The 13397-nt window shown below is 52.9% G+C and carries 9 protein-coding genes, 1 pseudogene and 1 riboswitch; of the genes and pseudogenes, 8 read left to right on the top strand and 2 right to left on the bottom strand.

All coding sequences use genetic code 11. The features are described from left to right. Positions 1-34: 34 nt before the first annotated feature. From REC12_RS14705 to REC12_RS14680, 6 genes are all read left to right on the top strand, one after another. Positions 35-922: an energy-coupling factor transporter transmembrane component T gene (locus tag REC12_RS14705; protein WP_308895724.1), complete on the top strand. Its 888-nt coding sequence runs from the start codon at positions 35-37 to the stop codon at positions 920-922. Continuing rightward, the gene (locus tag REC12_RS14700) at positions 895-2625 is read left to right on the top strand and encodes an ABC transporter ATP-binding protein (protein ID WP_308895723.1); all 1731 of its coding nucleotides are present in this window, start codon (positions 895-897) and stop codon (positions 2623-2625) included. The genes REC12_RS14705 and REC12_RS14700 overlap by 28 nt, the downstream gene beginning before the upstream one ends. Further along, positions 2583-3296 (top strand): ECF transporter S component, encoded by a 714-nt coding sequence (locus REC12_RS14695; protein WP_308895722.1) that lies wholly within the window; start codon positions 2583-2585, stop codon positions 3294-3296. Before REC12_RS14700 ends, REC12_RS14695 begins: the two co-directional genes overlap by 43 nt. A 114-nt stretch (positions 3297-3410) precedes the next feature. Further along, positions 3411-4196, top strand: coding sequence for a precorrin-6A/cobalt-precorrin-6A reductase (locus REC12_RS14690; RefSeq protein ID WP_308895721.1), 786 nt, complete (start codon positions 3411-3413; stop codon positions 4194-4196). 45 nt (positions 4197-4241) lie between these two features. Next, positions 4242-4766 (top strand): cob(I)yrinic acid a,c-diamide adenosyltransferase, encoded by a 525-nt coding sequence (locus REC12_RS14685; protein WP_308895719.1) that lies wholly within the window; start codon positions 4242-4244, stop codon positions 4764-4766. Positions 4767-4934: 168 nt separating this feature from the next. Then, positions 4935-5117: riboswitch (cobalamin riboswitch) on the top strand. Positions 5118-5704: 587 nt separating this feature from the next. Continuing rightward, positions 5705-7402: a hypothetical protein gene (locus tag REC12_RS14680; RefSeq protein WP_308895717.1), complete on the top strand. Its 1698-nt coding sequence runs from the start codon at positions 5705-5707 to the stop codon at positions 7400-7402. A 128-nt stretch (positions 7403-7530) separates the two neighbouring features. Here the strand turns inward: REC12_RS14680 and REC12_RS14675 are convergent, their stop codons facing one another. After that, a complete protein-coding gene (locus REC12_RS14675; RefSeq protein ID WP_308895716.1) occupies positions 7531-7992 on the bottom strand; it encodes a hypothetical protein in 462 nt (153 codons plus the stop codon). Here REC12_RS14675 and REC12_RS26505 point away from each other — a divergent pair. Next, positions 7969-8286 (top strand): annotated as a pseudogene (locus REC12_RS26505) (InlB B-repeat-containing protein); the annotation flags it as partial. The gene REC12_RS14675 and the pseudogene REC12_RS26505 overlap by 24 nt on opposite strands. Before the next feature lie 1500 nt (positions 8287-9786). Here REC12_RS26505 and REC12_RS14665 read toward each other — a convergent pair. Further along, positions 9787-10185: a hypothetical protein gene (locus REC12_RS14665; RefSeq protein ID WP_308895713.1), complete on the bottom strand. Its 399-nt coding sequence runs from the start codon at positions 10183-10185 to the stop codon at positions 9787-9789. 150 nt (positions 10186-10335) lie between these two features. Between REC12_RS14665 and REC12_RS14660 the strand changes: the two genes are divergently transcribed. After that, positions 10336-13397, top strand: a 3062-nt coding sequence (locus REC12_RS14660) for a hemoblobin-interacting domain-containing protein (RefSeq protein WP_308895711.1), incomplete at its 3' end; no start/stop codon positions are given.

Below are 13397 nucleotides of genomic sequence, written 5' to 3'. Positions count from 1 at the left end.
CAAGTAAAGAAGAATGTCAAAGAGGAGAAGGAGGATGAACAAAGCCTTTGCTTCCTATCACCCTGTAGTCAGCTTCAGTTTCTTTATGGTGATTTTGGCCTTAGCTATGCTTTTGCGGCATCCGGTATTCGTTGGTCTGAACCTGATCTCGGCCTGTCTGTTTTCCTGGTTTTTGAATGGCTGGCGGGACCTTCGTTTTAATTTCAGATTCGGACTGCCTATGTTTTTGCTGATTGCCCTGGCGAATCCGCTCTTTAATCATCAAGGGCAAACGGTCTTGTTTTTCTTTCTGGGTCAGCCGGTTACTTTAGAGTCCACCCTCTATGGCTTTTGTTCCGCTGCCTCCCTGGTCGGAATCATCATCTGGTTTTCTTGCTACAATAAAGTGATAACTTCAGATAAGTTCTTGTATATTTTTGCCAAAACGATCCCTACGGTGGCCTTGCTGATAACCATGAGCATCAGAATGGTTTACAAGCTGCGCTTTCACCTGAAAATGATCGCCACGGCTCAGCAGGCCATCGGTTTGGATGCCGGGGAAGGAAGGATCTGGCAAAGGCTCCGGCGGAGCATGCGCACGCTTTCCGTCTTGCTTAGCTGGGCTTTGGAAGACGGGATAGAAACCGCGGATTCTATGAAAGCCAGGGGGTATGGCTTAAGAAACCGCTCCTCCTTTTCTCTCTACAGATTTTCCCGGCGCGATGGGATCTTGCTTAGCTTTGTCGCTGTCTTAGGGATTGCCTGTTTGATTGGTTACCTGAGGGGATGGGGAGCCTTGAGCTTCTATCCCTCACTCGCGCCTTTAGACCTGTCCTGGCCCGCCCTGGGCATGTATCTGTGTTTTTGGGTTCTGGCTTTGCTGCCCAGTTTGATCGAGTTGGGAGAGAAACTGCAATGGCGCTCTTACAAATCAGTAACTTAAGTTTCGCTTATCCTGAATCCCCTCAGAAAGCGCTGGATAATATCACGCTGGAGGTAGGGGAGGGGGAATTAATTCTGCTGATCGGTCCCTCCGGCTGCGGCAAAAGCACGCTGCTGCGCCACCTTAAACCTGAGCTGCGCCCGCATGGGCCTAAGAGCGGGGGAATCTGTTACGCAGGGCGAAACATCGAGCAGCTGGAGCGGCGTGCCGCTGCGCTGGAAATCGGTTTTGTCCAGCAAAATCCCGAGACTCAGATTGTGACGGACACAGTTTGGCATGAACTGGCTTTTGGTTTGGAAAATATCGGGACGGAGAGTGGAGAGATCCGGCGTAAGGTCGCGGAAATGGCCGGCTTTTTCGGTATCGAGAGTTGGTTTCGCCGCTCCGTGGCCGATTTGTCCGGGGGACAGAAGCAAATTCTGAATTTGGCCGCCATCATGGTTATGCAGCCCAGGCTGCTTTTACTCGACGAGCCTACGGCTCAGCTTGACCCCATTGCTGCTCAGGAGTTTCTGACCATGATTGAAAAAATCAATCGCGACTTAGCCGTTACGGTTATCCTGAGCGAGCACAGGCTGGAAGAAATCTTCCCCCTGACGGACCGGGTCGTTGTCTTGGAGAAGGGGCGGATTCTCTGGGCCGACAAGCCGGAGGAAATCGCCCAGGTGTTAGAAGCAGACAACCGGCAGGGGATCTTTAAAGCCCTTCCTTCGCCCGTGCGGATTTACAGCGAATTGCAATTGAGAGGAAAGTGCCCTCTGACGGTGCGGGAAGGGCGGCAGTGGCTGCGGCAGTATGTCCGGCACGACTCAGCCGAGGGGATAGGAGCGGAATGGCCGGGTAATTTAAAAAAGACTGCCTTTAGTCGGGAAACAAAGACCGGGGACAGCAGGCCGGCTCTTGAGGCCCGGGAAGTCTGGTTTAAATACTCCGCCGAAGGGGGTGACATTCTCCGAGGGGTGTTCCTGCAGGCTTATCCTGGAGAAATCCTCTGTCTGCTGGGTGGCAATGGCACGGGCAAGACCACCCTTTTGGGGGTGTTGTCCGGGACCCTGAAGCTAAAGCGGGGGCAGGTTTGGGTCAGGGGAAGAAAACTTGCCGACTTTAAAGGGGGTGACCTGTATCGCCACAATTTGGTCGTGCTGCCCCAGAATCCTAAAGCGTTGTTTGCCTCGGAAACGGTGCGGGGAGAACTGGAAGAAACAGCGGGGCTGATTGAGCAGGATAAAACAGTGCAGGAAGAGGCAATCTCTAAATTAGTGGAAGAACTGGGGATTGAAGCCTTGCTCCAGCGTCATCCTTACAATTTAAGCGGCGGGGAGCAGCAAAAGGTCGGGATAGCCAAGCTTTTGCTGCTCCGGCCTAAGGTTATCCTGCTGGACGAACCTACGAAAGGATTGGATGCCTGCTCTAAAGAAGGCTTAGCCGGAATTCTTGTCCGGCTCTGCTCTCAGGGGGTGGCCATTGTGGCAGTGACCCACGATCTGGAATTTGCCGCCGAGTACGGAGACCGCTGTGCGCTGCTGTTCGATGGAGAGATTGTCTCGGAGGGAAGCCCGCGGGAATTTTTTGCCGGCAACAGCTTTTATACTACAGCCGCCAACCGCATGGCCCGTGGGATTTTCCCCCAAGCAGTCACTTGTAAGGATGTGATTAGACAATGTCAAACCCTACAGACCCCCAGGGTCGCCGCCTCCAAATAATCCGCTGGGCCTTGGTGGCCGCCTTGCCCTGCTTGTTGATTGGTTTCACGTTAATGGGGGACAGGAATTATGGTTTCCTGAGTATTCTCTTGATCCTTCTGATGATGATCCCTTTTTTCCTGAGTTTTGAGAAACGCCGGCCGGAGGCCCGGGAATTGGTCGTCATTGCCGTCATGGCCGGCATCGGCGCTTTAGGGCGAGTGGCATTTGCCGCGCTTCCCCAAGTCAAACCCACCTCGGCGGTGGTGATCATTACGGCTTTGGCCTTTGGACCGGAGGCCGGGTTTTTGACGGGCGCCGTGGCCGCCCTTACCTCGAACCTGTTTTTTGGGCAGGGGCCTTGGACCCCTTGGCAGATGTTTTCCTGGGGTCTGATTGGCTTTGCGGCCGGAATGTTCGGCAAGGCCGGCTGGCTGCGCAGCAGATTAAGTTTGGCCGTCTTTGGTTTTCTGAGCGGGTTTGGCTTTGGCTGGGTGATGAATATTTGGTATGTGATCGGCTTCATTCAGCCCATCACCTATCAGGCGGTGATCGGAGCCTACGTCTCCAGCTTCTGGTTCGATTTTACCCACGCTCTGACCACCCTAATCTTCCTGGCGGTTTTGGCGAAGCCTTGGCTTAGAAGGCTGGAGCGGATTAAAACAAAATTCGGCTTGTTGGAAAACAGCTGATAAAAAGGTGTTGAACACTAAACAGTAAAGAATAAAAGAAGAGTAAAAAAATAGAGGAGAAAAGAAGATAGAGGAGAAAAGAAGTATAGAAGAGAGAAGAAGGAGGAGCGAAGGATGATTATTCTTTTGGGAGAAACGGCAGAGGCCCGTGAGGTAAAGGAAAATCTTAATAAACGGGGACTTGAGTTGCTTCATATGCCCACCTGGGCAGAACATGAGTGTCCGCAAGTTCCTCATTTGATTATTGATGTGAGCCATCCCTCGGTCAGTGCTAAACTTGCTCAATTACGTCACTGGTGTCTCCATGAAAAAATCCCTTATCTCAGACTTCAGCGCCCTGAAACCGAACTTCCTGTGAGCCCGCTGATTTTTCCTGCAGAGGATTGGGAAGAAGTCATAGTTGGGCTGGAGCAAAGGGTAGCGGTTTTGGCCCAGGAAAGGCGGCGTTTGATCACGGTTTTTGTTACTACAGGCAGATATCGGCTGGAAACTATTGTCCGCAGCAAGCTTGCCAAGTCTGCCCGTTTGGTGGTACGTATCCTTCCGGAAGTTCAAATCATTAAAAAGTGTAAGGAAATGGGGATTCGCTCCAAAAATATTGTGGCGATGCAAGGGCCTTTTTCGAAAGATATCAATAAGGTTTTGTTTAAGTTTTATGGGGTAGATATTCTTTTGACAAGGGACAGCGGTTCCGCCGGCGGAACCGACACCAAAATCTCAGCGGCCTTAGAACTGGGAATAGAGATAGTTTTTCTGCAAAGAGCCCAAGAAAGGGGCAGACTGATCGTAAATACCGTCAGTGAATTAATGGCCTGGATAGACGAGAATGTTTCCGCAACGGATCTTAATTCGGAGCGGTGGTTTTATAATCTCATGGACCAGCGAAAAAGCAGCTATTAACTCAGCAAATAATTTTCAGAAATGGATGAGAAAGAAGGTAAACACTTGACTGGTTTAGTGCATATCTACACCGGAGAGGGCAAAGGGAAGACGACTTCAGCAGTTGGCCTGGCAATCAGAGCGGTTGGCAATAATTTAAGGGTCTTAATGGTCCAATTTCTTAAAGGGGCTGAGACCGGAGAGACAGCAATTCTTCAAAAACTGGAACCAAATTTTAAGCTCTGCCGGGCAGAAGAAACTAATTTCCTCTGGAATTTAAATGGAGAACAAAGAAGAGGCTTGAGGGAAAACACTGAAGCTTTGCTGAACTACAGCCTTCAGTTAGTTGACAGTGAAGATTGGGACGTGTTTATCATGGATGAAGTGATGGGGGCAATTTTGACAGGCTTTATAAGCAAAAAAACTATTGTGCAGTTTTTGAAAAATAAACCTCAGAAGCTGGAGGTGGTCATGACGGGAAGCTACGCTCCCAAGGAACTGATAGAAATGGCAGATTATGTTTCCGACATCACCCCCGTCAAGCATCCTTTCCGCAAGGGAATTGTCGGGAGGAAGGGAATTGAATTTTAAACAAAAAAATTACTTAAAATACTATTTATAGCATAAAGTACTATTTTAAGAAAAATTTCCTGGAACATATTGACATAGCATGTTACAAGATATATTCTAAAAATAGAAAATTTCTCAAATTTCTAATTGGTTTTGAAAACCAGGAGGAAACTGTTTCAGCTATTTTAAATTAATAGTTTCACAATAAGTGGTTTTGCTCCGCAAAACTGAAAAGGGAAGCCGGTGTAAGTCCGGCGCGGTTCCGCCACTGTAAGGGGGAGTCGGCCTATAAAATGCCACCGGGTTTACCGGGAAGGAATAGGTTGGACTATGAACCTGAGCCAGGAGACCTGCTTATTGAGAATTTGCCGCGTCACTCACGGAAATGAGGAGGCACAGTGCTGGAAAGTATTTTGCCCTCGTTAGCCGGATGCGCGAGGGTTTTTCTTATTTTGGTGCTTTAAAGCAAGCCGGACCACTGTAATGATAAGGTTTTGGAAATGCTGACCGAACAACGGAAGCATTGCTCACTCTTGAGCAATGCTTCTTTTTTTGCACTAACCGGAAAATACTGTTTTATTGTGTACTGCAAGAAGGCTAATACGTGCGAAGACAGTGTTTTCGTCTGAAACATGAGTGGCTACGGCGCCAAGTCCTTTAAAAGAATCAAAATTACAAAAGGGGGGGATCACCATGGACAGCTGAAACCGTCTGTCCCGGCAGACGCAAAGGGAACGAAGGAGAGGAGGTGGCCGGAAGCCCCCAGGAGCAAAATGATTCCCTAAGCCCGGACAGCGGGCTGCTCAGTCGGCGGTGGGGAGGATTCCTAAGTGCGCGGAAAAAGGGGTGATTCCTAGCTTCGGGCTTACATCCTTCGTCGAACTGAGGCCGTCTTTAGGGACGGCAAACGCTACTTTCCCCCCCGGACTCCAAAATAGTGACCTAAAAAATAAGAGAGGATGAAAAAGATGAGAGTGCTATCCAAAAAATTGGCGACACTTCTGCTGACCCTGGTTTTTATCTTCGCCATGACCACCTCGACCTTCGCGGCCTGGTCGAGCTTTCAGAAGAACAATGTCAACAACGGAACCTTGGATTCCACGCCCACGCCGCCTATCACCTCGTCCAAAACCGAAACGCAGATTTCCCTGCCGAACAATGGCGCGTACTACTCCGGTGTGGACAATACGCCTGTTGTTAACGGCTCCAGAGCCTATACGCTCTATAACGGCGGCTTTACTGGCTCGACGGGCGGGGCCCGCCTTGCCGCGACGGATACCTCCGGTACGCCGTCCCTGCTTTGGAACTATCAGGTCGATCCAAGTTCCAACAACGTTCAGCAACTCTCCACGCCTTACCTTGACACCGCGGGCAACCAGACAATTTACGCGGCTACGACCCACTATAACAATGAACTTGCCGGAACCGGTGTGAGCGGTTGGAAAGACTCCTCGAACAATCCGCTCTCCAGCTTCAGCTTCCCTGTCGGAACAACCACCATCCACTACGATGGACTCGTTGTCCCCAGCGATTACTGGGAATCCCAGCTGGCCACGGACATCCTGAGTTCCACCGCCTCAGTTTCCGGTACTGTCACTCTGACTAGCGGCGCAACCTCTATTCCCTTTGGCTCCAACACCTATTATTACGATCCCACAGTGAATAACCCCTTCACGCTGTACAACCTCAATGGGACTATGGTTCCCGCCGGTACCTATACCTTAACCGTCTCCATCACTACAAATACCACTCTGGCCGCGTCAAGCTTCCAGTTCCTGACCTCCAGATGGGCGTTGTACCAGATTGGCAACGTCAGTACCAATAGTGTCGGCAGTCTCTCCAAGACTTTATTGGCGAGTGGCTATGGTCAGGCCAATTCCCAGATTGATTCCATCGGCAACAACCTGTATTTCGGAATTTTCGAGGGTGACAGGAGCTACTATCAATATGATCTCGGCACCGGAACCCTGACGGCCTTCAAGCCGGGCAGTGGGGATGATTTCTACTGGGCCGGGTCCGCGAAAGCCACGGTCAGCGGCACGGACTATGTGGTCTTCGGTAGTCAGACCAACACGGTTTATGTCAGGCCCACCGGCTCGACCTTTGGCTCCGCCGCCGGTAACAGCTTTACGGCTTCGGGCACATCCGGGAAGATTCGTTCTTGCATTTGCTCCGCCGGCAGTTACCTTTATTACACAACAATGGGCGGCCAGCTGGTCAGAGTGACGACGAGTACAATCCTTGGCACACCGACAACGACTTACCGGACACTCGCCAATAGTTCCACATCCACGCCGGTTGTGTCCTCGAACGGTTACATCTATGCCGCCAGTTCCAACGGCTTCAGTATAGGTGCGGTTCAGGGGGTCCAGGTCTCCAACTTTACGGGCGGTATCTTGCAGACCGTCTACAGCGGCGACCCTGTACAGGCATCGGTAGCCGTCTGGTCCAACACAACCACGAAATATGATTACCTCTACTTCACCACCAATTCCAGCTCCGGCAGCGGCTATTGCTACTCGTTCAACACCATAACACCAACAGCGACACAGATTTGGCAGACCAGCACAGGAACCTACACGCTCCAAGGATTTGCCGCCGATGTCGGCAGACTCGTCTTCGGCAATGACAGCAATACGCTCTTTGTCATTAACTGAGCTGATGACAGCCTGGTTCATTCCAGATCGTAATTTGACAGAGGTGCCGCCGCGCCAGCGGCGGCACCTCTGCCGATTCCGAAACGGGTGACGGCGGTTTAGGCCCAGGCGCCGCATGAATAGGAAACTCAGCTTGTGACTTGCTTAAAACTAAAGATGGAGTGAACAGAATGAAAACCAAACCTCTTTTCAAACTGATGTCGGTTCTGCTTGCCTTTATATTGCTGATCTCTTTTTTTCCGGCTGCAGTTTCGGCGGCGCCAACAGCCTATAAGTTTAATATCACGTCGAATATCCCGTTGACCGGCGACGGCGGAGTCGGCGCCGACATGACGTATATGCGCGGCTCGGGGCAGAATGTTGATCTCCTTGCCGATATAAACGCTGAGCCGATCGATTCTGACGACGACTATACTATAGGGATGAATAACTACCCGGATGTTATGGCCGGCCATCCTCTGCAGGCCATCAAAATCAACGGTAAATCCTTCTCGCTTGACAGCCTTCCCTATGGCTATACTGACGCCTACTCGACGTCGGGACTTGGGCTTGGGAGTAACGCGCATTTGTACCTCGGTATCACTACCCATTACGACGACGATTTCAATGAAATCGAAGATGGACCTTACATAGGACTAAGCAATTTGGACCCCTCGTCAGACATTAATATCAGTTACATTTTTGACACCGGTGAGAGTGAGCAGTATACAGCCACAGCCGTCTCGGAGGATGCCTCCAAAGGGACGGCCACAGTCTCCTTTGTCGAAAATACCGCGGACGGCGGCAGCAGCTGGACTCTTAGCGCTACACCGGCCGCAGGATACTCTTTCAGCAACTGGACCTATAGCGTTGCCCCCAGCACCGATGTATGTACTATCGACCAGGCGACGACAACGGTGGCGATTTCGCAGGACACAACGTATACCGCGCATTTTTCCGCAACGCAGCTCGGCTTGGGCGATAGTACCCTGGGAGGGTTGCACGACTTGAATATAGTTTACCCTTACCTGCCTTATGCGGGAAACGATCAGATAATAGCAAGTCCAGTAAACTATGTTCGGCAATCCCAAGTCTTTGCGGGAGAACTATCGGCTTTCGGATTTGACTACACCCTCTCGGGGGCTGTCACAGCCGGCACAGCGGTCTCGTTTAAGCTTTACGCGGGGGATAGCGCCACAGGGGATCCCCTGGCGGAGGCTGTCGGCACGCTTAACAACGGATCACCATCTCCTACCATTTCCGCGGGCACGTACAAGATATGCCTGAGGATCCCTCAAATGCCGAGCGTGTCTCAGCTGACTGTTGTCGCCAAACTCGGCGACGGCGGGGATGTCACTAAGACTTACGCGGTATCCACCGTGACCCCAGCGGATACCGACTATATTAACGTTGCCATAAGCGTCCAGGACAGCCTTGAGCCTACGATGGTGCATGTCCTCAAAGTCTCAAGCGCTCTTGAGGTTCTGCAGGCAGCGCTGGAAAAGGAATATCCCCCCGACAATCAGCACGGTACGTGGTACATTGATATTTACAATGGTTTCATCAACAACATCGGCGTCGACCCCACAAAGACGCTGAGCGGATATGTGCATCCGCCGGCGCCGGGCGGAAATGATTGCTGGGGATGGGGCACCTATCTGGTAAACGGGTTCTTCTGTGATATCGGAACCGCCCAATGGATTTGCTCAGACGGTGAAGCCATCATGTGGGGAAGAGTATCTACCCAAAATACGGTCCCTACAAAATTTACCGGCAATTCGTTTAGCCAATGCTGGGCAATGGCCACCTTGCGCGAGCACTACTTGGATGCAGACCTGCTGGCGGCCAGCGTGGGCACGGCTCCCTTGGATACTGTCACGGCCTTGCAGGCCGAGTACCCGGGCATCGACCTTTCCTGGCATCTCGCCGACACACTTAAGCCCGCCCTCGACCGGGTCAAGGACAAGATTGACGCTATCGGCCAAGAGACGACAGGCAGCAGCCTTTGGCTCACGGCAGTCGGAGTTGCCCAAACAGCCTACAACAATCTGCCTAAGACTGATTTCGGCTCTGCCCTCTATTATCCTTTCCTGTTCAAAACCTGCGAACCTTATAAAACGGCCTACAATACCCTACTGACCGATGTGGCGCTCAGCGGCGGAGGTGGGGGGCAAACGGTCCAGCCCGGCGACGCCTTAACAGGTGTGCTGAACTACCTTCAGACCAACGTAACCAACCCCGCCCCCGGCTCGGAAGGTGGCGAGTGGTCGGTGCTGGCCCTAGCCCGCGCCGGAGCGATTGACGCGGACAGTACCTGGGCGCATACCTATCTTGCCAATCTGCAGACGGCGCTGGCGGGCGGTGGTATCATCTCGGCGACGGATTACGAACGCGTCACTCTGGCTTTAACGGCTCTCGGCCTCGACGCTTCCGCCTATGGGACGAACAGTGCCGACCTGACGGTACCCTATGCAACCTACGATGACAGCATGTTGCTCAACGCTAAAATCTTTGCTCTCCTGGCCCTGGATTCCAAGCCTTATCCGGCAGCCTCCACGAGTGCTTATGTGAACGGCATTGTCTCTGCCGCCCTTCCCGGCGGCGGCTGGAACCTCACTGGCAGCACAGCGGACCCGGACATGACGGCCATGGCGATTCAGGCTCTCGCTCCGTACTATGGCACGAACCCCGCCGTCAAGACGGCCGTCGACTCGGCGCTGCCTGTTCTGCACGGCCTGCAGAATGCGGCAACGGGTGGCTTTATTGGTATAAGCGGTCTGCTGAGCACCAGCAGCACGGCGCAAGTCGTCACGGCGCTCTGTGCGCTGGGACAGGACCCTGCGGGTTCGGCCTGGACGATCTCGGGCGGTAAGAACCCGCTCACAGCTCTGCTGCTCAATTATAACCAGACGGCCGGTTATTTCGGCGAATCTTCCCCGGCTAACGTAAACGAGATGTCTACCGAGCAGGCGGCATACGCGCTCTCGGCCTACGACCGTTTCACAAAAGGCGAGAATCCTCTCTACGTTATGTCCGACGCTTTTGTCGCGCCCGATAACGCGGGTGTCAAATCCGTAACCGTCAAAGGTACGGCGGCGACGGCGGGCGCGAATAATACCTTTACAGTCGCCTTGCCCTACGGCTCAGATCCGTCCACAGTCACCGCAGCCGATGTGGCCGTTAAACCATTGGACTCCAAGGCCAGCGTGACTTCAGACCCCAGCACTGCTGACAACGGTGCGACCTGGACATTTACCGTCACTGCCACGGACGGCAAGACAACGGCCAGCTACACCCTTCAGGTCAGCGTCTCGCAAGACCCGGCCTCGGGGAATAAGGCCGATGTGGCGGCGGCTAAAACGGCGATCAGCGGCCTTACCTATACCTTCGCCATGAGTGCGGCCAACGGCACGGACGCAGTCAAAGCCCTGATTGAGAATAAGATCGGCACGCTCAGCCTGAACGGCGTCACGGCAACGGTCACCATGAACAACCTTACCGCCGCCATTGCCGGTACAGTGGCGAGTGTCAATGGCACAAGCGGTAGTTTTACTTTCACGGTAAATCTCGCGAAAGGTCAGGGCAGTACTCTGGCTACCGGCAGCGTGCAAGTCAGCGGTACGCTCACCGCCATCCCGTATTCGGGAGGGGCGACCCCACCCATCACCCCCAACACTATCAACGTGACCTTCAGCCTACTGGGCACAAACGCTGACGGTCCCAACGGCACTGTCAACACTCTGGCGGCCGGTAACCTGACGACTTGGATTCCCGCCACTCCGGTGACCCTGAACAGCGGTGCTACCGTGTATGACGCCTTTACCAAGGTTTTGGACGCCAACGGCTATACCTATGTGGGGGCCTCCGGTAACTATGTCAGTTCCATCACCAAGCCGGGCGGTCCGACGCTGGCTGAGTTCACCAACGGCAAGCTTTCCGGCTGGATGTACACCGTCAACGGAACCCATCCTAATGTGGGCCTGAAATATTACACACTGAAAAATGGAGATACCATCGTCTGGCACTACACCGACGACTATACAAAAGAAGAAGGTTCGGGAAGCTATCAGCCTCCCCCATCCAACCCACCCACTTCACCTACCCTTGATCAAGCTAATAAAGACGCTCTGGCTGCTTTGACCGGGGTCACGGCCGCACAGCAGACCGCTGCGGCCTTGCCGGCAAGCGCGCCGAGTCTCAACCCCGCAGCCCCTGCGGCCACTGTCCTGACTGCTGCCGACGGAGTCCAGCTGAACGTACCGTCCGGCGCGCTGAGTACCTGGAGCGGAGCGCTTAAAGTCAGCGTCAAAATCGGCCAAATCACTACTCCGCCGCAAGCCGGCAGCATGGTTCAGGTTCTTGATCCGCTTAAATACCAGCGCCAGTTTGAACTGGAGAACTCCGCGGGCTTAATCCCGGAAGAAACAGCCATCTTTACATCTCCCGTCATTTTGAGCTTCCCGATCGTCACCAGCCAATTGCCGGCCGGCATCACTACGGGACAGTTGGCTGTCTATTGGTGGAACCCGGACAAGCAGGAATGGGTCAAATTGGGCGGGACCTATGATCCGCTCACGAAAACCCTTTCCGTGCCCACCTACCACTTCTCCACTTATGCCGTTATGGCTGATACCAGCGTGTCACAGAGCCTGGCCAAGCCGCCAGTAATAAGTGCCGACACTACCGACAACATTCTGGGAAAAGCACTGGATTTAACCTTCCAGGATGATTCTGCCTGGCGCAGCGCTGTAAACAGCGTTACCGTGGATGGGACAGTACTGCCCGGCAGCCAATATAAACTCATGGCCGGAGATCTTCAGTTGCTTTCCGGTGCCCTGACAAGCATAGGCAATCATATTATAGTTGTCAAAGCCACAGGGTATAACGATTCTACAGTGATTCAAACCCTTATTGACCAGCAGGGAACAGCGATTGGCAAAGTGCGGACCGCTCTTAGTGGGGTTAACAGTTATTTGGCTAAAAGCCATTATACCTCCGATTGGACCGTCGTCGGCCAGGGGGTTACCGGGCAGACCATTGCGCCGACAGATTATCTGGACAGCATGGTGCAAACCGTTAATACTTACTATACGACCCTCAACAACGAAAATCGGGGCAAGGTCACTGATTTGGAAAAATGGACGCTCTCCATTCTGGCGGCGGGCGGTGATCCGCGCAACATTGGCGGGCATGACCTGATTTCCGGCATCTACAACTTTTATATTCCCTCAAGTCAGCTGGATATCACTTACCAGGGATTGAACAGCGTTATTTTCGGGCTGATTGCCTTGGATTCCAACCGCTACCCGATCCCGGAGAATGCCCGTTATTCCAGGGACTTTCTGATCTCTTACCTGCTCAGTCATCAAAACAGCGATGGCGGCTGGGATCTCGGGGCCACAGGCACCAGCGATGTGGACATTACCGGCATGACTTTGCAGGCTATGGCACCTTATTACAACACCAATCCGGATGTTAAAACAGCGACAGACAAGGCCTTGAATTGGCTTTCAAAATCGCAGCGTGCAGACGGAGGTTTTAGCTCCACCGGCACAGTTAACAGTGAGGCCATTTCTCAAACCATCATTGCCCTCTGCGCTAACGGGATTGATCCCACGGCGGATAAATTCACTAAAAACGGCCATACCTTATTGGATGCCTTGCTGGCCTTCCAGCAGACCAACGGGTCTTTCAGCCATGTATCGGGAGACGGCGGCAACGACATGGCCACCGAACAAGCCTATCTGGCCTTAGCGGCTTATGACAGGTTTGTCAAAAACAACAGTGTCAGTACCAATGGCCAAACCTCCATTTACTATTTTGGCAGTACGCAAACCGTTGACGCCGAGCCGCCGGTAATAAGCGCCGACACTACTGACAACATTCTGGGAAAAGCACTGGATTTAACCTTCCAGGATGATTCTGCCTGGCGCAGCGCTGTAAACAGCGTTACCGTGGATGGGACAGTACTGCCCGGCAGCCAATATAAACTCATGGCCGGAGATCTTCAGTTGCT

Source organism: Candidatus Desulfosporosinus nitrosoreducens (assembly GCF_030954495.1).
Lineage (GTDB): Bacteria > Bacillota > Desulfitobacteriia > Desulfitobacteriales > Desulfitobacteriaceae > Desulfosporosinus > Desulfosporosinus nitrosoreducens.
This window is presented reverse-complemented; position numbering and strand designations above follow the sequence as displayed.

What these genes read in the sequence shown, in the direction of transcription:
- REC12_RS14705 (WP_308895724.1), top strand. Translation starts at nt 35, where the DNA reads ATGAACAAAGCCTTTGCTTCCTATCACCCTGTAGTCAGCTTCAGTTTC.
- REC12_RS14700 (WP_308895723.1), top strand. Translation starts at nt 895, where the DNA reads ATGGCGCTCTTACAAATCAGTAACTTAAGTTTCGCTTATCCTGAATCC.
- REC12_RS14695 (WP_308895722.1), top strand. Translation starts at nt 2,583, where the DNA reads ATGTCAAACCCTACAGACCCCCAGGGTCGCCGCCTCCAAATAATCCGC.
- REC12_RS14690 (WP_308895721.1), top strand. Translation starts at nt 3,411, where the DNA reads ATGATTATTCTTTTGGGAGAAACGGCAGAGGCCCGTGAGGTAAAGGAA.
- REC12_RS14680 (WP_308895717.1), top strand. Translation starts at nt 5,705, where the DNA reads ATGAAAAAGATGAGAGTGCTATCCAAAAAATTGGCGACACTTCTGCTG.
- REC12_RS14675 (WP_308895716.1), bottom strand. Translation starts at nt 7,992, where the DNA reads ATGGGTAGTGATACCGAGGTACAAATGCGCGTTACTCCCAAGCCCAAG.